The organism is Ralstonia sp. 22111 (assembly GCF_052045895.1).
GTDB classification, from domain to species: domain Bacteria; phylum Pseudomonadota; class Gammaproteobacteria; order Burkholderiales; family Burkholderiaceae; genus Ralstonia; species Ralstonia wenshanensis.
The window spans coordinates 1,073,371-1,093,892 of sequence record NZ_JBQEPR010000001.1 but is presented as its reverse complement, the minus strand read 5'-3'; the positions used below and the strand labels follow the sequence as shown (position 1 = coordinate 1,093,892).

General features: G+C 65.2%; 20 protein-coding genes and 1 tRNA gene. 14 read left to right on the top strand and 7 right to left on the bottom strand.

The window, feature by feature from the left end:
- Positions 1-33 precede the first annotated feature (33 nt).
- The 3 genes from ACTJK4_RS05160 to ACTJK4_RS05150 all read left to right on the top strand — a co-directional run bounded on the left by ACTJK4_RS05160 (position 34) and on the right by ACTJK4_RS05150 (position 1,307).
- Positions 34-597: a YceI family protein gene (locus ACTJK4_RS05160; RefSeq protein WP_260802841.1), complete on the top strand. Its 564-nt coding sequence runs from the start codon at positions 34-36 to the stop codon at positions 595-597.
- 28 nt (positions 598-625) lie between these two features.
- Positions 626-847, top strand: a complete 222-nt coding sequence (locus ACTJK4_RS05155) for an RNA-binding S4 domain-containing protein (RefSeq protein WP_260802842.1) — start codon at positions 626-628, stop codon at positions 845-847.
- A 76-nt stretch (positions 848-923) separates the two neighbouring features.
- On the top strand, positions 924-1,307 hold the full coding sequence (locus tag ACTJK4_RS05150; RefSeq protein WP_232042256.1) for an MAPEG family protein: 384 nt from the start codon (positions 924-926) through the stop codon (positions 1,305-1,307).
- A 61-nt stretch (positions 1,308-1,368) separates the two neighbouring features.
- Here the strand turns inward: ACTJK4_RS05150 and ACTJK4_RS05145 are convergent, their stop codons facing one another.
- Together ACTJK4_RS05145 and ACTJK4_RS05140 are read right to left on the bottom strand one after the other, a co-directional pair.
- Positions 1,369-2,691: a DUF3999 domain-containing protein gene (locus ACTJK4_RS05145; RefSeq protein ID WP_260802843.1), complete on the bottom strand. Its 1,323-nt coding sequence runs from the start codon at positions 2,689-2,691 to the stop codon at positions 1,369-1,371.
- Positions 2,688-5,549, bottom strand: a complete 2,862-nt coding sequence (locus ACTJK4_RS05140) for a DUF2339 domain-containing protein (RefSeq protein WP_440816514.1) — start codon at positions 5,547-5,549, stop codon at positions 2,688-2,690. The genes ACTJK4_RS05145 and ACTJK4_RS05140 overlap by 4 nt, the downstream gene beginning before the upstream one ends.
- A gap of 172 nt (positions 5,550-5,721) precedes the next feature.
- Between ACTJK4_RS05140 and ACTJK4_RS05135 the strand changes: the two genes are divergently transcribed.
- The 5 genes from ACTJK4_RS05135 to ACTJK4_RS05115 all read left to right on the top strand — a co-directional run bounded on the left by ACTJK4_RS05135 (position 5,722) and on the right by ACTJK4_RS05115 (position 8,509).
- Positions 5,722-6,273: a YaeQ family protein gene (locus tag ACTJK4_RS05135; RefSeq protein ID WP_045204548.1), complete on the top strand. Its 552-nt coding sequence runs from the start codon at positions 5,722-5,724 to the stop codon at positions 6,271-6,273.
- A 42-nt stretch (positions 6,274-6,315) separates the two neighbouring features.
- Positions 6,316-6,669, top strand: a complete 354-nt coding sequence (locus ACTJK4_RS05130) for an FKBP-type peptidyl-prolyl cis-trans isomerase (RefSeq protein ID WP_012761517.1) — start codon at positions 6,316-6,318, stop codon at positions 6,667-6,669.
- 63 nt (positions 6,670-6,732) lie between these two features.
- A tRNA-Cys gene (locus ACTJK4_RS05125) sits at positions 6,733-6,808 on the top strand.
- Positions 6,809-6,944: 136 nt separating this feature from the next.
- Positions 6,945-7,703, top strand: a complete 759-nt coding sequence (locus ACTJK4_RS05120; RefSeq protein WP_440816510.1) for a gamma-glutamylcyclotransferase — start codon at positions 6,945-6,947, stop codon at positions 7,701-7,703.
- 11 nt (positions 7,704-7,714) lie between these two features.
- A complete protein-coding gene (locus tag ACTJK4_RS05115) occupies positions 7,715-8,509 on the top strand; it encodes an ankyrin repeat domain-containing protein (RefSeq protein WP_232042252.1) in 795 nt (264 codons plus the stop codon).
- Positions 8,510-8,537: 28 nt separating this feature from the next.
- Here ACTJK4_RS05115 and ACTJK4_RS05110 read toward each other — a convergent pair whose 3' ends face one another.
- Positions 8,538-10,244, bottom strand: coding sequence for a long-chain fatty acid--CoA ligase (locus ACTJK4_RS05110; RefSeq protein ID WP_232042251.1), 1,707 nt, complete (start codon positions 10,242-10,244; stop codon positions 8,538-8,540).
- Positions 10,245-10,454: 210 nt separating this feature from the next.
- On the opposite strand from ACTJK4_RS05110, the gene trxA reads away from it, so the two are divergent.
- From trxA to ACTJK4_RS05090, 4 genes are all read left to right on the top strand, one after another.
- Positions 10,455-11,300, top strand: coding sequence for a thioredoxin (trxA, locus tag ACTJK4_RS05105; RefSeq protein ID WP_260802846.1), 846 nt, complete (start codon positions 10,455-10,457; stop codon positions 11,298-11,300).
- Between the two features lie 9 nt (positions 11,301-11,309).
- On the top strand, positions 11,310-11,975 hold the full coding sequence (locus tag ACTJK4_RS05100) for a DsbA family protein (protein WP_440816506.1): 666 nt from the start codon (positions 11,310-11,312) through the stop codon (positions 11,973-11,975).
- Positions 11,976-12,056: 81 nt separating this feature from the next.
- Complete coding sequence (locus ACTJK4_RS05095) at positions 12,057-12,473, top strand: bacteriohemerythrin (RefSeq protein WP_440816504.1); 417 nt, start codon at positions 12,057-12,059, stop codon at positions 12,471-12,473.
- Positions 12,474-12,570: 97 nt separating this feature from the next.
- Positions 12,571-12,894 (top strand): thioredoxin family protein, encoded by a 324-nt coding sequence (locus tag ACTJK4_RS05090; RefSeq protein WP_232042247.1) that lies wholly within the window; start codon positions 12,571-12,573, stop codon positions 12,892-12,894.
- Positions 12,895-12,906: 12 nt separating this feature from the next.
- Here the strand turns inward: ACTJK4_RS05090 and tcdA are convergent, their stop codons facing one another.
- The gene (gene tcdA / locus ACTJK4_RS05085) at positions 12,907-13,812 is read right to left on the bottom strand and encodes a tRNA cyclic N6-threonylcarbamoyladenosine(37) synthase TcdA (protein WP_232042246.1); all 906 of its coding nucleotides are present in this window, start codon (positions 13,810-13,812) and stop codon (positions 12,907-12,909) included.
- 81 nt (positions 13,813-13,893) lie between these two features.
- Here tcdA and ACTJK4_RS05080 point away from each other — a divergent pair, with 81 nt between their 5' ends.
- Positions 13,894-16,179 (top strand): AsmA family protein, encoded by a 2,286-nt coding sequence (locus tag ACTJK4_RS05080; RefSeq protein ID WP_440816499.1) that lies wholly within the window; start codon positions 13,894-13,896, stop codon positions 16,177-16,179.
- 22 nt (positions 16,180-16,201) lie between these two features.
- Here the strand turns inward: ACTJK4_RS05080 and ACTJK4_RS05075 are convergent, their stop codons facing one another.
- The 3 genes from ACTJK4_RS05075 to ACTJK4_RS05065 are packed head-to-tail and all read right to left on the bottom strand — an operon-like array spanning position 16,202 to position 19,582.
- Positions 16,202-17,485, bottom strand: a complete 1,284-nt coding sequence (locus ACTJK4_RS05075; protein ID WP_440076785.1) for a cytochrome c — start codon at positions 17,483-17,485, stop codon at positions 16,202-16,204.
- A 1-nt stretch (position 17,486) separates the two neighbouring features.
- Positions 17,487-19,097, bottom strand: a complete 1,611-nt coding sequence (locus tag ACTJK4_RS05070; RefSeq protein ID WP_440816496.1) for a GMC family oxidoreductase — start codon at positions 19,095-19,097, stop codon at positions 17,487-17,489.
- Positions 19,097-19,582 carry a sugar dehydrogenase complex small subunit gene (locus tag ACTJK4_RS05065; RefSeq protein ID WP_440816493.1) on the bottom strand — a complete coding sequence of 162 codons (486 nt, stop codon included), beginning with the start codon at positions 19,580-19,582 and terminating at the stop codon, positions 19,097-19,099. The genes ACTJK4_RS05070 and ACTJK4_RS05065 overlap by 1 nt, the downstream gene beginning before the upstream one ends.
- Positions 19,583-19,786: 204 nt before the next feature.
- Here ACTJK4_RS05065 and pdxH point away from each other — a divergent pair, with 204 nt between their 5' ends.
- Entirely contained in the window at positions 19,787-20,425 is a 639-nt protein-coding gene (gene pdxH, locus ACTJK4_RS05060; protein ID WP_232042241.1) for a pyridoxamine 5'-phosphate oxidase, read from the top strand.
- Positions 20,426-20,522 lie beyond the last annotated feature (97 nt).

Sequence of the window (20,522 nt, the reverse complement as noted above, 5' to 3'; positions counted from 1 at the left end):
TGCACGCCATGGGCCTCTGATAACGGAGGCATCATGCGTGCATGGATCCTATTGCTGGCGGGGTTGTTCACCACTCCCGCCTTTGCCACATCATTTGCGCCGGATCTGGCGCACACATCGGTCTACTTCGGCGCATCGCATTTCGATCGGAGCACGATGCGCGGCCGCTTCGACAAGATCGACGGCGCCATCAATTTCGATGAAGCCACCAACCAGGGCGGCATCGATTTCACCGTCGACGCTGCATCCGTCAACACGCGCCTGCGGGTACTGGACGGTGTGCTGAAATCGGAGCAGTTTCTCGACGCCGCGCAATTTCCGATCATCCGCCTGCGCAGCGACCGCTTTGTCGTGGAAGGCGGCAAGCTGGTCGCCATCGAGGCCAAGCTGACACTGCACGGCGTGACGCAGCCTGTGCGGCTGGAAGTGCGCCGCTTCAGTTGTGGCGACGAGAAGATGCCCGGCAGCACGCGCCACGTTTGCGGCGGCGATTTCCATCTTGCCATCACCCGCAGCGCGTTCGGCATGACACGTTTCCTGCCCGATGTCGGTGACCGCGTGGACCTCGACATCAGCGTGGAAGCCACGCCTCAATAAACCTCGCAACAACCGCTGTAATCCATTCATGCCCAATATCGATTTCGCCCTGACCACCGAATACATCGAGCTGCACAAGCTGCTCAAACTGACTGGCGTGGTGGACAGCGGCGGTGCCGGCAAGGCGGTTGTCGCCGACGGAGCGGTCACGGTCGACGGCCAGCCGGAACTGCGCAAGACTGCCAAGATTCGCGCAGGCCAGGTGGTCATGCTCGGGGATGTGCGCATTGCCGTGCAGGGTGGCGACTAGCGCCTCAGGTGTTTGAAAACGCACCTTGTGCTAGGGTGCGTCACCTTCACACCCATCCACATCCAGGAGACTGACCATGCCGATCGCCCTCTGGTGCGTTCTGGTGGCAGCGGTGCTGCCGATCGTGTCTGTCGGCATCGCCAAGGCCAAAGGCCCGCGGTACGACAACCGCAACCCACGCGGGTGGCTCGCACAGCAGACCGGCGTAGCGGCCCGTGCCGCGGCCGCACAGCAGAATCACTTTGAAGCGTTTCCGTTCTTTGCGGTGGCTGTGCTGGTGGCCATCCTGGGCGGCGGCGTGATCGACCGCATCAACCTGCTGGCCATCGCATTCATCGTGGCGCGCGTGCTGTACACGGTGTGCTATCTCGCCGACTGGGCACCACTGCGTTCGCTGACGTGGTTTGCAGGCTTTGCCCTGTGCGTTGCGCTGTTCGTCCAACCGGCCTTCGCGCACTGAGCTTCCGCTCTGCCAACAAAAACGGCGCCCAGGTGGCGCCGTTTTTGTTGGGCAATAAGGATTACGTCGATGCATCCGGCGGCACGGACGGCGCGCGGAACAACCGCCAGGCCATGCCGCCCAGCACGGCCACCGCTGCCAACAGCGCGCCCCACAGAATCCACTGGCGCTTGCGGCCGCCAGGCGGCTCTGCTGTGAGCGCATCGGCAGGCGAATCGCTCATCGTGCCAAGTTGTGCCTGCGCAATGGCGGGCGATGCACCCGCGAGCAAATCCGCGCGTGCGACCGGATTGCCGCGCGCCACTTCCGCCACCGCCAGCATGAACGGCACATTGCCGCGCGCCGCATACGTGACCGTGGCCGGACGCCAACCGATCGCCAACTGCGGCGCGCCGGCACCCAGGCCACCGCTGCGCGTGTCGACCTGCAGACGCCAGTACCGCTCGCCCGTGGCGGGCACGGTGATGGCCGCGTTTTCCTGCTCGCCTTTCCCCTCAGCCCCAGCCAGCCGGAACAGGCGCGCGGACGTCACCGGTCGCCACGGCGCCTGCGCGTCGGCACGCGCATACAGCGTCGCCTGCGCGACGGTGTTGGCCTGCGGCAGATGAATCTTCACGCGTTCGACCGGGAACACGCCGCCGGTATCGAAGTAGTAATCGCCGGCGGCGGGCGTTTGCACCGGCGCCAGACCCGAGCGCCACTGGGTGGCGTTATCCGCAAGCGCTACCGGAGCCCCGGCGGCCAACTCTGCACGCACGGCATCCGGCACAGGCGGTTTGCCCTGCCACGTCAGGCGCAAATATTTCGCCCGCAGCCCCGTGAACTCGATGCGATCCTGCACCAGCGTGCTGCCCTGGTTGGACAGGCGGAACAGCGTGGCCTGGGCGACTGGGCTCCAATGCTGCAAGTCATCGCTTGCCTGCACGCTCACACCGCTCTGGAATTCGGCGGCCGGTAGCGCAACAATCAGCGCCGTCACCGTGTCACGAAGCTGGCTGAGGTCGACCACCCACGCGCGGACAGACGCCTGCGATAGCTGCACGCCCGTTGCACGCAGCACGCCATCGGTACCGAGCACGACACCCGCGGCGCCCGGCTTCTGCGCATCGTCGATGGGCGTGGCGAACCAGTGCACGTCGTGCAGCGTGCGTGCCTGCGGCGGCGGATCGCGCGGGATGTCGATGGTGAACGGCACGGGCTCGCCGTCGCCATTGAGGATGCGCAGATCGGCCAGGCTGGCCTCGTGCGCATGGGCGTAGACGTCTTCGGTGAGCGTGACGGCGTAGTAAGGCGCGCCGGGCGTGCCGGTCAGCGCAAAGCGTTCGGCCCACGCCGGCGCAGACAACAGCGATGCCGCAGCCATCGCAAGAACAACCTTCTTCACAGAACCTCCCCGGTTTCAGCATCGGCACTGGTTTTGGGCTTCGGCGGCAACGGTGACCAATAGCCGATCAGCAACAGCAGCACGCCAATACCGATGAATGACACGATGCGCTCCACACCCGTGACACGTGACAGGTCGAACAGGAACAGCTTGACCACCGTCACGCCCAGCAGCGCCCCGCCGGTGAACCACAGCGCGCGGCTGGCGCGCCGCGTGGCAAACACCATCACCGCCAACGCCAGCACCGTCCAGAACATCGACAGCGACGCCTGCACCAGCATCGAGTGACCCAGATCGTCCAGCGTGTACGGCACATCGGCCCAATGATGCAGCGTGCGCAGCAGCACCGCGTTGGCCCAGATGAACAGCGTCGCACCGATGGCGTAGCCGATCACCATCGGCTCGGGCACCAGCTTCTGCAGCGCCACACGGCGCATCCACAGCGCGATAGCGAGGAATACCAGCAGTTGCGCCACGTCCAGCGGATTGAGAATCGGCAGGTAGAACAGCGGCGCGGCATTGCCGTCGCTGGCGGCGCTCGCCAGGCTCCACAACCACAGCAGGGCAGCCAGCGGTGCAGCCCCCCACAGCAGATAGGCGCGCTCAAAGCGGGCGACGGGCCAGCGGATGCGCCAGCCTGCGCCAGCCAGCAGGGCAAGCAACGCGCCGTAGGCATAGGCCCAGGCGGCGAAGCTCCAGGTGCCCTCGGGCACGTAGGCATCCAGGCGCCAGTAGCCTTCCGTCGCCAGTACGCCGCAGATCATCCAGAACAGCACGGTATGCAGCGGCGCGAGGATGGTGTCCTTCACGTCGCGTTCCTGGCGGCGCAGCAGCACGAAGGTCAGCACCACGGCCGCAATCCACACCAGCCCGCCCCAGCCGGCCAGCGGTGACGGTGCCCAGTGCTCGATCGCAGCCAGAGAAGTCAACGCAAGCACCGGCGACAACGCCAGCGCAGGCCATTCGGCCAGTGCCCAATCGAGCTTGCGGCGCAGGCCGTGCGCAGCCCACGCCGTCAGCAGGGCGAAGGCGGCGTACAGCGGAATATCCGGGCGGCCGACGGTCTTGCTGGCGATGCGCCAAGCCCAGCGGTCGATCTCGTTGCTGCCGCTGCCAAGCCACCACAGCAAGCCCCACACCGACGCAACAATGCCGAGCACCGGCGCTGCCTTCAGCCACGACCGCGCCTCCGCCTTGCCATGCAGGCGCCAGCCGCTGAACACGCCCGCCAGCGCAATCAATACGCCGCCGATATAGCGGCTATTGAGCACGGCCCAGCCGTGCTGCGGCGCCCAATCGAACACAGCATCCACGGCGAATGCGGCGCCCGCTGCCAACTGCAGGAGCAAGCCGGCCGCCAGCGCCAACCGACGCTGCTGGCGCACGCCCAGCCACACCACGGCGGCGCCTTCCAGTGCCCACACCGCACTGGTGGTGCGCCCATCGAACGCAAGCGGAATCGCCAGCGTGATGAAGATCACGCCCAGCGCGAACATCGCCTCGTACAGCAGACCAAGGCTGGCACGCCGGGGCGCCAGCCAGCCCGCAATCGCCAGATAGAACGCGGCCAGCGCGGTGGCGCTCCACGCCATCGCAAACGGAATGTGGTGCACCAGCCCCGCCTGCAGCCCCATTGCCACCAGCGGCGTGCCGAACACCAGCGTGCCGTCAACGTAGTTGGTGAGACTGATATGGCGACGCAGCGCGGTCAGCAGCGCAATGCCCACATACATCAGGAAGAAGAGGATCAGGAACGGCTCGGTGCTCGCCAGCAACGACGGCTGATAGCGCAGCACGCCCCACGCCGTGGCAATGCCAAACGTAAAGACGAAGCCCAGCAGATTCAGCGCCCGCCACGCCCGGAACCACGCAATGGCGAAGATGCCCGCATTGAGCAGCGCGTAATAGCTGAACAGCGCCACGTGGCTGCCTTGGCCCGTCGAGATCAGAATCGGCGCCAGGAAGCCGCCTGCGCTGCCTGTAAAGGCCAGCGCCGGCGCGTTCTGCTTGACGGCCAGTCCGGCGGCCAACGCGCAGATCAGCACCAGCAGCGGAAACGCCATCCCCGGGCTGAGCAGCGGCACCACACGCGTCGCGGCAAAGACCGTGAGGTACAGCACCCCGACCCCGCCGCCCTGAAGCACCAGCGCATAGCCCGGACGCTTCTCACGCAGGCGCCAGCCGATGCCCAGCAGCACAATCGCCCCGACCGCCACACCCGCCAGTCGGAACTCAACCGGCAGCAGGCTGTTGTCCGCCGCGTACTTGAGCAGGAATGCCACCCCGAAGAACAGGATCAGGATGCCGACCCGCACCACGCTGTTGCCGCCCAGCAGCCAGTCGCGGGCAGCGCCGACGGCGCGCTCAACCCAATCGGGCTCGTGCGGCGCCAGGACCGGCACGGCCTGGGGAACAGGCTCAGGGACTGGCTGTGGAACCGCCACCTGCGGCGCAGGCGCAGGCGCGGCAGGCGCCTCCGCTGACGGCAACGCTTCGGCCACGGTCGGCGGCAGCACAACGGCAGGAGGCTCAGCCGCGGTAGGCACTGCAAACGTTCCACCTTTGATTTCAGCCATTTGCCGGCGCAGCAGCGTTACCTCGTGCTCAAGCTGCGCCACCCGCTCCTGCAGCGTGGCTGGCTGTGGCGACATGGCAGCCGGCGCGGGCGCATGGCCCTGCGCAGCGCTGGTTGCGTCCGGCGCGTCGGGCGGATTTGCCCACTGCGCGCTGGCCCGCTTGTCCATGTACAAAATCAGCGATGCCAGTCCCAGACCGATCAACGCTCCAAAGAACGCCCCGACGACGCCCCCCGACAGGCCTCCGAGCAACAGACCCACGATTCCGAATATCCAACGCATCGTTCTGATTGTCCTGGTTTGGATAGGAAAAACATGCGCCGACTAGCGCACGCACCGCTCATATACCGCAAACAGCCGCCGTTGGGAATGCGCCAGGCCAATGCCGTCAGCTTCACCGGCCCGTGCGACAATGCGCGCTTTGCCCAAAACGGCCCATCCGCCGACCACCCGCATGGCCCTGAAATCCACGATCTACAAGGTCGATCTGCAGATCGCCGACATGGATCGCCACTACTACGCCAATCACGCGCTGACCGTTGCTCGCCACCCCAGCGAGAACGACGAGCGCATGATGGTGCGCGTGCTCGCCTTCGCCCGCCACGCCAGCGAAACGCTTGCCTTCACGCGTGGCCTGTCCGAGCCTGACGAACCCGAACTCTGGCAGCGTGACCTGACCGACGCCATCGAGCTGTGGATCGACCTCGGCAACCCCGACGACACTCGCATTCGCAAGGCCAGCAACCGCGCCGAACAAGTCGCCGTCTATACATATAGCGGCAACGCGAGCCGCGTGTGGTGGCAACAAATCGAGACCAAGATCACGCGCTTTGCCAACGTGTCGGTGTACGAAGTTGCTGCGGACACCGTGGCCGCGCTGGCCGCCATGGTGGAACGCACCATGCGTCTGCAAGTCACCATCCAGGACGGCGACATCTGGATCGCCAACGACGCGGACAACGTCCACGTCCAGCTTGAAACGCTCAAGGCCGCAGACGCTGCCTGAGCTTTTTCCGCTTATCACCCACGCCACTCCACGAGGCTCATCATGACCATCGAAACCACCGCAAGCGGCCTGCAATACGAAGATGTCGTCGTCGGCGACGGCGCTGAAGCCACGGCCGGCAAATACGTCACCGTGCACTACACCGGCTGGCTCTACGAAAACGGCCAGGCCGGCAAGAAGTTCGACTCCAGCAAAGACCGTAACGACCCCTTCGCCTTCCATCTGGGCGGCGGCATGGTCATCAAGGGCTGGGACGAAGGCGTGCAAGGCATGAAGGTTGGCGGCACGCGCAAGCTGATCATCCCGGCGGCCCTGGGCTACGGCGCACGCGGCGCAGGCGGCGTGATCCCCCCGAACGCAACGTTGCTTTTCGAGGTCGATCTGCTGGAAGTCTGATCCTGCGCTAGAATCCGCCCCGGCTTGCGATGCGCCACACGGTGCATCGCAGCCGCCTCCCCCGGCGGGGTGGCAGAGTGGTCAATGCTGCGGCTTGCAAAGCCGTATAAGACGGTTCAATTCCGATCCCCCGCCTCCAGTTTTCCGGCTGCGCATGCCTCACCGTTGCGGCCGCGCCATAGTCAAACGTCCCCCGAGCCTCGCAACGCCCTGTTTCCGGGCCGTCGTCCGTCCACCTGCGTGACCACTCGTAACGATTGCTCTATGCTTGCGACATGGCCGTCACCCGAGAGGATCTCGAACAGAACCGGTTGCGCGCCGCCCTGGGTGATTCGCCCGTCGCGTCGTCGTTGCTGACCGAGGCTGCGCTGGAAGCGTCGCTTGCATCGACGCTCGCGCGGTTGTCGGCTGCGCACGGCGAATGCCAGGACGCTTGGGTGTTCGGCTACGGCTCGCTCATCTGGAACCCGATGATCTTCCACACCGAGGCCGCCCGCGCCACGGTGCACGGCTATCACCGCGGCTTCTATCTTTATTCCCGCATCAACCGCGGTACCTGGGACAACCCCGGGCTCGTACTCGGCCTGGACCGTGGCGGCAGCTGCCGTGGCGTGGCCTTCCGCGTTCCGCGCGAGCATGCCGAGCATGAATTCCGGGTGCTCTGGCGCCGCGAAATGCTGACCGGCGCGTACCTCCCCCGCTGGCTGCCCACCGAAATCAATGGCCAACGCGTCCTGGCGCTGGCGTTTGTCATGAACCGCGCGCACGAGGCCTATGCCGGCCGCCTGCCCGACGAGCGCGTGGTCGGCTGCCTGCGCGAGGCGGTCGGGCTGTACGGCCCGGCACGCGAATACCTGCAGCGCACGCTGATCGGCCTGGCCAGCAATGGGCTGCACGATCCGTATCTGGACCGCCTGTGGTCGCGCCTGCAGGAGACCGACGCAGCAAACGCCCCCTCCGCAACAACCGACGCAACCGACGCAATGGACGTAACCGACACCGCGCCGCTGCCCGATCCCTACCTCAGCGCCTGAACCCGTCCGCCATGCTCATCGCTCCGCACCCCGCGATCAACCAGCTCATCGGCGTCATGCTGGGGATGGCACTGGCCGTGGGCGACATGGCGAACGCGTGGCAGGAGCAGCATCTGCCGATCGTGCATGTTGCAGCCAACGCCAGCGCCAAAGTGGCACCCGGCGCGGCACATGCGCCCGACGCCCGGCCCGTCCGCCGCAGCGACCCGGCCACGCGTGACCGCGACCTGATCCTGGCCGCGCAGGCCGGAAACACGATGGCCATCCAGTCGTTGCTGGCCGAGGGCGCCAGCCTCAAGGCGCGTGATGCCGACGGTCGCACCGCGCTCATCGCCGCCGTCATGGCGCACATGGGTGCGGCGGCACGCTTGCTCATCCAGGCCGGCGCCGACGTCAATCTGCAAGACAACACGCAGAACAGCGCCTTCCTGCTCGCTGCAATCCAGGGCGATGCGGAAACGGTGCGCCTGGCCCTGTCGCACGGTGCCAACCTGCGCGCCACCAACGCTGACGGCGACACTGCGCTCATCCCGGCTGCACGCCGTGGCTACGTGGAAGTGGTCAGCGAACTCGTGAAGGCGGGCGTACCGCCCGATGCCACCAACAACCTGGGCCTGACCGCGCTGATCGAAGCCGTGGCCCTGGGCGATGGCAGCGACAAATACGAGAAGACCGTGCAACTCCTGCTCGACGGGGGCGCCGACCCGAACCTGGCCGACCGCGGGGGCGTTACGCCGATGCGGCATGCGCGTCAGCGGGGCTTCCACGGCATCGGCGCGCTCCTGTTCAAGGCGCGCGGACATTGAAAAAGGGGCCTCTGAGGCCCCTTTCTGTTTATGCCGCCGCCGGTTTCTCGGCCGCCTCATTCCTTGCGTTTTCCTGCTCCTGCAGCGTGCGCCACATCACCTTGCCCGTGCCGGACTTGGGCAGCGCATCCACAAACTCCACCACGCGCGGGTACTTGTAGGCGGCCATGTTGTCGCGCGCCCAGTTGATGATGTCGTCTTCAGTGGTCTTGCCCTTGGCGTGGGCCTTGAGCACCACCACCGCCTTGACCGACTCGCCGCGATACGCGTCGCGCGTGCCGATGATGCAGGCCTCCTGCACGTCGGGGTGCTTGTACAGCAGGCTCTCCACCTCGGCCGGCCAGACCTTGAAGCCCGACGCGTTGATCATGCGTTTCAGACGGTCGGTCAGGAAGAAGTAGCCGTCTTCGTCCATCCTGCCCAGGTCGCCCGTGCGGAAGAAGCGCTTGCCTTCGAACTCGATGAAGACTTCGGCACTGGCCTGCGGCTTGCCCCAGTAACCCAGGAAGACCTGCGGGCCGCTGACGATGATTTCACCCACCTCGCCGATCGGTAGTTCTTGCAGCGTCTGCGGATCGACGATGCGAGCGTCGGTGTTGAACACGGGAATGCCCAGGCATTGCTGCTTGGCGCGATCGGCCGGGTTGCTGTGCGTGGGCGCGATCGTTTCCGACAGGCCGTAGCCTTCCTGGTACGCGAGGTTGAAATCCTTCAGCAGGCGCTCGGCCACGGCTTGCGGCATCGCCGCGCCGCCGCCGCCGATGTAGGCCAGGCTCGACAGGTCGAACTCCGCCAGCTGCGGGCTCGCCAGGAAGTCGATCACCATGGTCGGGATGTTCGTCCAATGCGTGATCTTGTAGCGCGAGATCAGCCGCCCCGCCACCTCGCGGTCCCAGCGCGGCAGCATCACGACCGTGGAGCCCATGTAGATCGGCGCGTTCATGCCGTACTGCATGCCGGTCACATGGAACAACGGGATGATCGACAGGCTCACGCCCTCCTTCGTCCCGTTCGACCACATCGAGCCACCGACGATGTTGTGCATCACCGTGCGGTGCGGGTGCATGCAACCCTTCGGGAAACCCGTGGTGCCCGACGTGTACGGCATCACCGCCAGGTCGTCCGGCCCGGCGGTGTGCGGGCCCGGCACGAGGCGCTGCGCGAGTGCGTCGTTCCATGCAACGGCGCCAGGCTGCGCCGGATGCTGCGCGGTGATCCACGCAGGCGGCGCGTCCTCGGGAAACTCGTATTGGGCCGGCAGTGCATCGGCGTACGACGTGACCAGCAGGTGCCTGGTGCGTTGCGCTTCCGGCAGATCGGCGTTGGCGGTGGTCACGTTGACGGCCAGATCTGCACTGCAGATGACCGTGGCGGCGCCCGCATCGGTGATGTAATGCTTGAATTCTTCCGGCCGGTTCATCGGGTTGACCGGCACGACCACCGCGTCGGCGCGCAGGATGCCGTAATACGCGGCCATGAATTGCGGACAGTTCTGCATGTACAGCAACACGCGGTCGCCCTTCTGCACCCCCGCCACCTGCTGCAACCACCCCGCCACGGCGACTGCATCGTCATGCAGCTCACGGAAGGTGGTGTGGCGACCGTAGAAGATGATCGCGTCTTTGTCCGGATAGCGTCGGGCAGACACTTCCAGGTTGTACCAAAGGCTCGTTTGCGGCGAGCTGATGTTGTGCGGCAAACGTCGGGGCCAGAACTGGAAGTGCGGTCGTGTCATGCCATGTCTCCGTAAATCTGTGTGTTGTTTTTACCGGATGGTATCCGAACGATCGTTCTATTTTCAACCGTTGTCCTGACATACGTTATTGCGGCGAACAAACGGCGGGCAGACTTCCTGGAAACGGTCCGCTCCACCCCCAAGTAAAATGCACGATACCTCTCGCCGGCGCGTGTGCCGGCGCCACCGCCCCTCAGGAGAATCCCGACGATGAGCGACATCACCTCGCAGAATTTCGCGCAAGAAGTGATCGAAACCTCTCGCCAGGTCCCGGTGCTGGTTGATTTCTGGGCGCCATGGTGCGGTCCGTGCCGCACATTGGGTCCGATGCTGGAAAAGCTGGAAGCCGAGTACGCCGGCAAATGGAAGCTCGCCAAGATCAACTCGGACGAAAACCCGGAGCTTTCCGCCCAGTTCCACGTGCGCAGCATCCCGTACGTGGTGGCGTTCGTGAATGGCAAGCCAGTCGACCAGTTCGTTGGCGTCTTGCCTGAAACGCAATTGCGCGCCTTCCTGGACCGGGTGATTCCGCAGCCTGCAGAAATCGCGTATCGCGAAGGGCTGGCCGCAAGCCAAGCCGGCGAAACCGCGCATGCGCGCGAAGCGTTCCAGAATGCGCTGGCATTCGACCCGGGCTTCGATGCTGCCCGCTTTGAACTGGTGAACCTCTTACTGGATAGCGGCGACGCGCATGCCGCGCAGGGCGAATTCGCATTGCTCTCCCCCAAGGCGCCGCAGGACGAGCGCTATGCCCCGCTGGAAACACGGCTGAAGGCCACTGAACGGGCCGATACACTGCCCGATGCCGGCGCCTTGCGCACGGTCGTGGATGCGGAGCCCGGCAATCTGCAGGCGCGGCTTGATCTGGCGCAGCAGTACATCGCCGGCCAGGATTACGAGGCGGCCCTGGAGCAATTGCTCTCCATCGTCGAGCGGGATCGCACATTCCGTGACGACGTCGCTCGCAAGACGATGGTCTCGGTATTTGACATGATGCGCGACGCGCCGCAGGCGGTTTCGCACTGGCGCCGGCAGCTTGCGTCCAAACTGAACTGAGGAGCCGCCATGCGACTGATCTACGTAGCCGATCCAATGTGTTCTTGGTGCTACGGCTTCGGCCCGCAGTTGGCTGACCTGCGCAAGCGGCTGGCCGACACCCTTGGCGCGCCGGTTCCAGTTACGCTCATCACCGGCGGCCTGCGCCCCGGCCAGCGGGAGCCGTTGGCCGCAGACAAGCGCGACGAAATCCTCCACCACTGGCATGCCGTGGCCGAACGCAGCGGCATGCCGTTCGACCAGTCGCCCGAAGTGGCCATGCGCCGCGACGACTTCGTCTACGACACCGAACCCGCCTGCCGCGCCGTCGTCATGGCGCGCGAGCACTGGGCCGAGGACGACGAACGCGTGCTTACCGTCTTCCATGCCATCCAGCACGCCTTCTACGCCCAAGGCCGCGACACCACACAAGCCGATGTGCTGCGCGACGTTGCGCTCACCAATGGCGTGGAGGCGGAACACTTCGATGCCGTATTCGACACGGACGCGCTACGCGACGAAACGCGCGAAGACTTCCGCCTGTCGCGCCGCTGGGGCATCACCGGGTTTCCCAGCCTGCTGGCCGAGCAAGGCGGCACGCTGTACCAGATCGGGCGTGGCTATGCGCCATCGGCGGCGCTGTACACACGGGCGGTAGAAGTGCTGCAGCAGCATCCCGCGCCGGACGCCGGCTAACACGTTTGCCCGACGTCAAACTGTGGCGAGGTGGCCGTCGCTTAAGCTGACCGCCTCGCCCATCCAATTCTTCAGCCTGCCATGCCCGTGATCGAATGGTCGGAGGCGCTCCAACTCGGAGACGCCGCCACCGACGCCAACCACGCCGAATTCTGCGCCCTGCTCAATGCCATTGCCGATGCTTCGGACGCCGAGTTCATTCCCGCGCTCGACGCCTTCATCGACCATACCGAGCACCATTTCGGTGAAGAAAACGCGTGGATGGACGCCGCGGACTTCCCCCCGCGCCACTGCCACCGCGGTGAACACGACAACGTGTTGGCGCTGTGCCGCGAAGTGCGCAAGCGCGCCGCTGCGGGCGAGATGGACTTGGGCCGACGCCTTGTGGCGGAATTGCCCGCCTGGTTTGCCCAGCATGTCGACGTGATGGACCGCATGATGACGACGTACCTGGCGCAAGTGGGCAACGCCGTGCGCAACATCGAGCACGTCGACTGAACGCGGGTTGTCGACCGGCGGTCTGCTGCCTAGAGTCAAAGTGGCCCTGCCCGCTGGCCTTCGTTGCGCGGGCGTCCACTCCACCCTGGGAGCGCCCATGAAGATCGTCAACGATGCTTCGTTTCAATCCGATGTGATCGATGCCTCGCAACGCAACCCGGTGGTGGTGTGCTTTGCCGCGGAGTGGAGCCACCCGAGCCAGTGCGCCGTGGCCAGCCTCGAACAGATGGAATCAAGCTACGCCGGACGCGCCACATTCGTCACCATGGATTTCGACGAAAACCAGCACACCGCCGATCGATACGGCGTGTCGGTCATGCCTGGTTTTGTGGTCTTTGCCAACAGCCAGCCGCGAGACGGATGGTCGGGCGTGTATGCCGACATCATCCGCGAGAAGCTCGATCAGGTCATCCCGCGATAAGGCAGCAGGCCGTCATACGCCGGCGATCGCGCGCAGCGCCGTTGACGCGGCCACCATCCCGAACACCGCTGTCACGCATACGGACGAGCCAAAGCCCGCGCACGCAAGGCCCTGCGGCCCCTGCTGCGCAGGCTGCGGAGCGGGCGGCGCATTGACCACGGCAATATCCCCAGCCGCTGCAAGATCGTCGATGCCGGCGTGGCTCGACTCGACCGGCAACTCCACCGCGCACGCCTGCTGTTCAGGTTCTGGGTAGCGCAGCGGCTCATCCGAGAAGACTGCGTCGATACCAAAGCGCGACTTCGGGTTCTTCGAAAAGCCGTGCTGGCGACGCAGATTGCCGCGCACCTTGGCCAGCAGCGGGTCTTGAATCGTGCGAGAGAGGTCCGTCACGCGAATGCGTGTCGGGTCCAGTTGCCCACCCGCGGCGCCGCACGTCACGACGCGTTTGCCGGTACGTTTGCAGAACGCGATGATGGCCGTCTTCACCTTCACCGCATCGATGGCGTCGATCACGTAATCGAACGGATGGCCGAGCAATGCCTCGACGTTCTCGACCGTCACGAAATCATCAATGCGGCTGATCTCGGCGCGCGGATTGATCTGCAGGATGCGCTCGGCCATGGCGTCGACCTTGGCCATGCCATACGCATCGCCCAGCGCGTGAATCTGCCGGTTGGTGTTCGACACAGCGATGTGATCGAGGTCGATCAGGGTGAACTTGCCAACACCGCAGCGCGCCACCGCCTCGGCCACCCACGAACCCACGCCGCCGATGCCGATCACGCACACGTGCGCCGCCGCAAAACGCTCAAGCGCCTGTGGCCCGTACAGCCGGGCAACACCGCCAAACCGGCGCGCGTATTCATCATCGAGGATAGGCGGGTGCGCTGGCGCGCTGATTGCTACTTGGCTCATGACACAATGGAATCGTGGTTGCGCCGAACTATATATCAACGTGCGCGGTCGCATTTTGGTGCCAATACCAACAAGAAGACGATGCGTACATCCGGCAAACTCGCCCTCGGACTGGTCATCACACCCGTCGTCATCGTGGCAGCGGCGGTCATCTTTGTGCTGACGTTCGACTGGAACCGCGCCAAGCCGTATCTGAATGATCGCGTCTCGCAAGCCATCGGGCGCCCCTTCGCCATCAACGGCGACCTGATGCTCACGTGGAAGAAGCCCCAAGGCGAATCCGGCTGGCGCGCGTACGTACCCTGGCCGCGATTGATTGCCAACGACATCACCGTCGGCAATCCGGACTGGGCGAAGCAGCCGCACGTGGCCACCATCCATCAGCTCACGTTTGTGCTGGAGGCCCTGCCGCTGCTGGCACACCGCATCGTCATCCCGAGCGTGACGCTGGACACGCCCGCCATTGCGCTGGAGCGCGACAAGCAGAACCGCAACAACTGGACCTTCGATCTGGCGGGCAGCGAGGGCGACAACAAGAAGCCGTCGGACTGGAAACTGGACCTGCGCGAGATCGCCTTCAGCAAAGGCTCGCTGGCCCTTGACGATGACATCAAGCGCATTCACCTGACAGCGACGATCGACACCGTCGACAACCAGACGCTATACACCGCCGCCAACGGCACAGCCATCCAGAATGCGGACCAGCCCGCCACGGTGCCGACGGCGTCCGGCGCGGCAGCATCCGATAGCGCCGCACAGACGCCGACGGTGCCGGATCCGCAGCAGCCTTACGGCATCGCGTGGACGGTCAAGGGCACCTACAACAACGCCACCATCAAGGGCAGCGGCAAGGCCGGCGGCGTGCTGCGCCTGCAGGATGCACAACGGCCCTACCCGCTGCAGGCCGACGTTACGGTAGGCAAGACACGCATTGACCTGGCAGGCACGCTGACCAACCCCGCGAGCCTGACGGCCATCGACTTACGCCTGCACCTATCGGGCGCAAGCATGGCGCAGTTGTATCCGCTGACCGGCGTGGTGCTGCCGGATACGCCGCCGTTCGACACCCGCGGCCGGCTGATCGGCGAACTTCGCAGGCAAGGCTCGACGTGGCGCTACGAAAAATTCACGGGACGCGTGGGTGGTTCAGATTTGGGCGGCACGCTCACCTTTGCGATGCGCCAACCGCGTCCGCAATTGACGGGCGAACTGGTCTCACATCAATTGCTGTTTGCCGACCTCGCGCCAATCATCGGCGCCGACTCCAACGCCAGCAAGGCCAAGCGGGCCGACCCGAGCGCCGACCCCGGTGATAGCAAAACCGTACGCCAGCCCCCCGACAAGGTACTGCCGGTCGAGCCCTTCCGTACCGATCGCTGGAACGCCATTGATGCCGACGTGAAGTTCACCGGTGAGCGCATCGTCCACACCGCAGATCTGCCGATCAATCACCTCGTCACGCACGTCAAGCTGCAGGACGCGGTGCTGACGCTCGACCCGCTCAACTTCGGCATTGCGGGCGGCACGCTTTCCTCCAACATCCAGCTCGACGGACACGCTACGCCCATGCAGGCGCGCGCGGCGCTGGCGGCACGGCACTTCAAGATCAAGCAGCTGTTCCCGAAGATCGAATCGGTGCGCGCCAGCGTGGGCGAGATCAACGGCGATGCGCGTCTCTCGGCCACGGGCAATTCGGTGGCGGCTCTGCTCGGTTCATCGAACGGCGAGGTGAAGCTCTTGGTCGAGCAAGGCACGATCAGCAAGTTCATCCTGGAAGCCATGGGGCTGAACGTCGGCAACGTGATCCTCACCAAGCTTTTCGGCGACAAGCAGGTCACCATCAACTGCGCGGCCGGCGACTTTGCCGTGAGCAATGGCCTGGCGCAGGCGCGCACGTTCGTGGTGGACACGCAGGATGCTGTCATCGACGTGACCGGCGCGACGAGCTTCAAGCAGGAGGCCCTGGACTTCACCATTCACCCGGATTCGAAGGGGTTGCGCGTGTTTTCGCTGCGCACACCGCTGTATGTGAAGGGCACATACAAGCATCCGGATGTGTCGATCAACCCGGCCGTCGTAGCACTGCGGGCAGGCGGTGCAGTGGCCCTGGCGTTGACGGCGCCGGTGGCGGCGGTACTGCCGGTGCTCGAGCTCAAGCCCGCCCCCGAAAGCGCCTGCGGCAAGCTGCTCGCCGATGTGCGCCAGCGCCCGACCGCGCCACCGCCGGGCAAGACGTATCACAGCAAGAACCCTGGCCGCACGCCGGAGGGCGACTTGAAATCGACGCAGCCGGACTCGGGCAAGACTGCTACACCGAAGCGTCCCGCAGCACCCGCGTCGCGCGACCCGCTCACGACCGGCGGCTGACCTGCCGCCGGCATCATCCCCGCTACTTTGCTGAGCGCCGCTTTGCGATGGCCTCGGCCGTCACCGCCGGTGTGGCCGGATCGCCAAACTGGCGCGTGACGTAGTTCGTCAGTGCGGCGAGCTGTTCGTTGGACAGGTCACGCCCAAACGCCGGCATGCCGATATGCCTGTCGCCCGCCTTGCGCTCAATGCCGAACAACATGACTTGCACGAGGTTGGTCGTGTCCCGCGTGCCGACCGTGGAGTTGTGCAGCAGCGGCGGGTAATAGCCATCGGGCGTGCCACGTCCATCGGCCTGGTGACACGTGGCGCAATTGCCCAGGTACAAGCGCGCGGCGTCGATCGTGGTTTCGATGGGCTTCCCGCGCAGCGCGGTCACATCGGTGGCAGGCTTGCCCCAATCCTGCCGTGCGCGCTCAAGGTTGTTGCTCACGGCAGGGACGGTGCGCAGATATTCGGCGATGGACTCGACGTCCTGCATCGTCATCCGCGAAAAACTGTGCTGCACCGCTTCGCCCATCGGCCCTGCGGCCTGCGCCACGCCAGGCACGCTGCCGGTGCGCAGGTATTGCACGAGCTGTTCAGGCTTCCACGCACCGATGCCGCTCGTCGGGTCCGACGTGATGTTGAACGCCGTCCAGCCCGCGAGCGTCGAGCCCGCCAGATAGCCGCTGCCGCGCTCGTCCAGCGCTTTCTCCTGCATGGCGAAACCGCGCGGTGTATGGCACGTCCCGCAGTGCGCCAGGCCTTGCGTGAGGTACGCACCGCGATTCCACGTCGGCGACTTGTCGGCCTTCGGAACGTACGGTTCGCTCTTGAGGAAGATGAGGTTCCACAGCTTGAGCGGCCAGCGCATGTTCAACGGCCAGCGAATGGTGCTTTGTGGCGGATCGTTCTGCACCGCTGTCACGCCGTTGCGGAAGTACGCATAGAGATCGCGCATGTCCGCATCGTTGATCTTCGCGAACGACGGATACGGCATGGCCGGATACAGGTTGTTGCCGTCGTCGTCCACGCCCTTGCGTACGGCACGCTCGAATTCTTCGTACGTCCATTTGCCGATGCCGGTCTTTTCATCGGGCGTGATGTTGCTGCTGTAAATGGTGCCCAGCATCGGGATCTGCATCGGCAAGCCGCCGGCAAAGGGCTTGCCGCCGGGCGCCGTATGGCAGGCCGCGCAGTCCGCCGCAATGGCGAGGTATTCGCCGCGCTTGATCTGCGCAGTGTCAGCGGGCGTGTCCTTGGCCCAGGCATTGGCCACGAGGCCGGTCAGCAACAGCAGCGAGAAAGAAGCGATCGTCTTCATCTCACGCCTCCTTCTTCAGTTGGTCAGCAATGCGCAGTGCCAGTGCCGCGATGGTCAGCGTCACGTTGACGGTGCCCACGGTCGGCATGGTGGAGCTGCTGCTGATGAACAGGTTCGGGTGGTCGAACGTCCGGCAATCCTTGTCGACCACGGAGTCTTTCGGATCGGCGCCCATGATGGTTGCGCCGGTGATGTGGTTGTTGGGCGCGAAGTCGTCGTGGAACTCGACATTGGTGCCGCCCATCACCTGCGCCGCCGTGGCGTAAACCTCGCGCGTATGCACGGCGCTGCGTTTGACGTAGTCGTCAATGTGGTACGTGATCTCCGGACGCGGAATACCGATGGCATCGACCTCGGTCGCGCTGGGCACGATGCGGTTCTCCGGCAGCGGCAGGATCTCGTGGAAACTGTCGAACTGCACGTAGCGCGCGGCCTGGTCGCGGATGCGCGCATCCAGTTCAGCGGGCTTGATGAGCTTGCCTTCCTTGAAGATGCGCTGCGTCTCCTGCTCAATGCGGGAGATATTCGACAAGTGCAGCTTCTTGCCAGCCTGCGTGGCACGGAACGGCCCATCGCGAAAGCCGATCAGCGAGGTCATTTCCTGTGGCCCGCGCCCCGGCCATAGCTTGCGGTCGGCATAGAAACTCACGCCGGTGCCAGGGTGGTCCATCAGGTTGCGCCCCACCATGTCGGAGCTGTTGCCCACGCCCTTCGGAAAATCCTGGCTGGTGGACATCAGCATCAGCTTGGGCGTTTCGATGCCGTTGGCGGCCAGCACGAACCACTTGCCTTCCACGCGGTGCTCGGCGCCTTTCGAGTCCTTGTAACGCGCGGCCACGATGCGCTTGTTGGGGCCGACTTCGAGCTTGAAGACCACGGCGTTCTCGATCAGCCGGGCGCCGGCCTGCTCGGCTTTCTCCACGTGCACGATGCCGTTGTACATCGCGCCGATCGGGCAGATCGGCATGCAGTTGTTGTTGCCGCAGCAGGTCGGGCGGCCGTCGTACGGGCGGCTGTTGCGCGCCACCGGCTCGGTCACCACGTGGAAGCTTGCGTCGTGCGCATTGAGCGCGTCCTTGATCGTGCGCTCATTGAACGAGAGCGGCAGCGGCGCCATGGGATACGGCTGGCTGCGCGGCGAGCCCAGATCTTCGTCGTTCGGGCCCCACACGCCCAGGGCCTCTTCGGCCAGGCCGTAATAGCGTTCAAGATCCTGATACTGGATCGGCCAGTCGCGCGCGATGCCGTACACACTGCGCAGCTTGAAGTCGTTCGGCAAGAAGCGCCACGTCGATGCGGCCCAGTGCCAAGTCGTGCCGCCTACCGCGCGGATGTACTGCGAGTTGAACTGGTGCTCGCCCTTGAGCACGAGGTAGTTGTTGGGCGGGCCATATTCCGGATGCGGTGCCCATGGCGTCGACGGATACGGCGCCATGAAATCCATCTTGTCGGCCTGGTTGCGGAAGCGCTCGACGATCTCCCAGCGCGGCAGGCGCGGGCCGGCTTCGAGCATCAGCACCGACTTGCCCGCACGCGCCAGCTTGTACGCCACCAGCGCCCCGGCCACGCCGGAGCCCACCACCACGATATCGGCTTGTTGGGTATCGGCCATCAGGCTTGCCTCTCGACAGGGGGTTCGGCCCAGAAGCCGGGCTGGTTGGGGCAGTATGTGCGGATGACCAGCGTGTCGGAGACCACGCTGTACATCAGTGCCTGCTCGTACGTGACGACATTGCCGTCGACCACACCCAGGTACCACGCTTCCAGAATCTGCAGCGCGGTCTTCTGCTGCACATCGGAAAGCGAGCCCGCCGCCAATGCCTGCGCCAGCGGCCGCAATTGCGCGGCAAAATCGGCACTGGATTTGCCCAGCGCCGCCAGCAATCGCGTGCCAACGGCGCGGTCCAGTGCAGGCCGCGCCGTCAGCGCCTGTGACAACGCCATGAAGGCATCGAGCGATTCAGTCGGGGCCTGGGCGACCGCACGCAATACCTGCGAGCCCGCCAGCCCGGCTGCAGCCAGCGCCAATGTGCCCTGCAGCCACTGACGTCGCGTCAGGCCGGCAGCGGTGTCAGGAAAATGGGAACGGGGGGCCATTTCGACATCCTGTTGAAATTTTTGTGGGGAAGATGGCAGGCGCCGCCAGCCTGACGCCCTTGACTAGCCAATATAGGCGGCGCATGACAGATCGCCAGCACCCCGCCCCAAGCGCAAACCGTGCCAGCCCTTGCGCGCAAGCAAAGGACATTGGGCGGCGTTTGTCTATACTCGGGCCGTTCGCATGCCGCATCCGCCACGCTCATGACCTCCATTGCCGATATCCGCACCGATTACGCCCGCGCTTCGCTCGACATCGCCGACGTCGACGCCAACCCCTTGCGCCAGTTCCGCCGCTGGTTCGACGAGGCCCTGAAGGCGGAGGTGGCTGAAGTCAACGCCATGACGCTCGCCACCGTAGATCCGCACGGCCAGCCCTCGGCCCGCATCGTGCTGCTCAAGAACCTGGACGAACGCGGCTTCACCTTCTTCACCAATTACGCCAGCCACAAGGGCGAGGAACTGGCCGAAAACCCGCGCGCTGCGCTGCTGTTCCACTGGATTGGGTTGGAGCGGCAGGTGCGCGTCCAGGGCATTGTCGAAAAAGTGAGCGACGCCGAGAGCGACGCCTATTACCATTCGCGCCCGCTGGGCTCGCGGTTGGGGGCGTGGGCGTCGGAGCAGAGCAGCGAAGTGCCCGACCGCACCACGCTGGAGGCTCGCGAAGCCGAATATCGCGCACGCTTTGGCGATGCTCCGCCGCGCCCGCCGCACTGGGGCGGCTACCGTCTGGTGCCGGAGCGGCTGGAATTCTGGCAAGGCCGCCCATCGCGCTTGCACGACCGGCTGGAGTACCGGAAACAGGCTGACGGCAGCTGGAAGATCGTCCGCCTCGCCCCGTAGCGGGGCGAGTGGAGACGCAACACGTTATTGCGCATCGCGTCATGCCGGCACGGCGCTTGCTGCGGAGGATTGGCTCGGCACGCGCCCCCTAAGACCC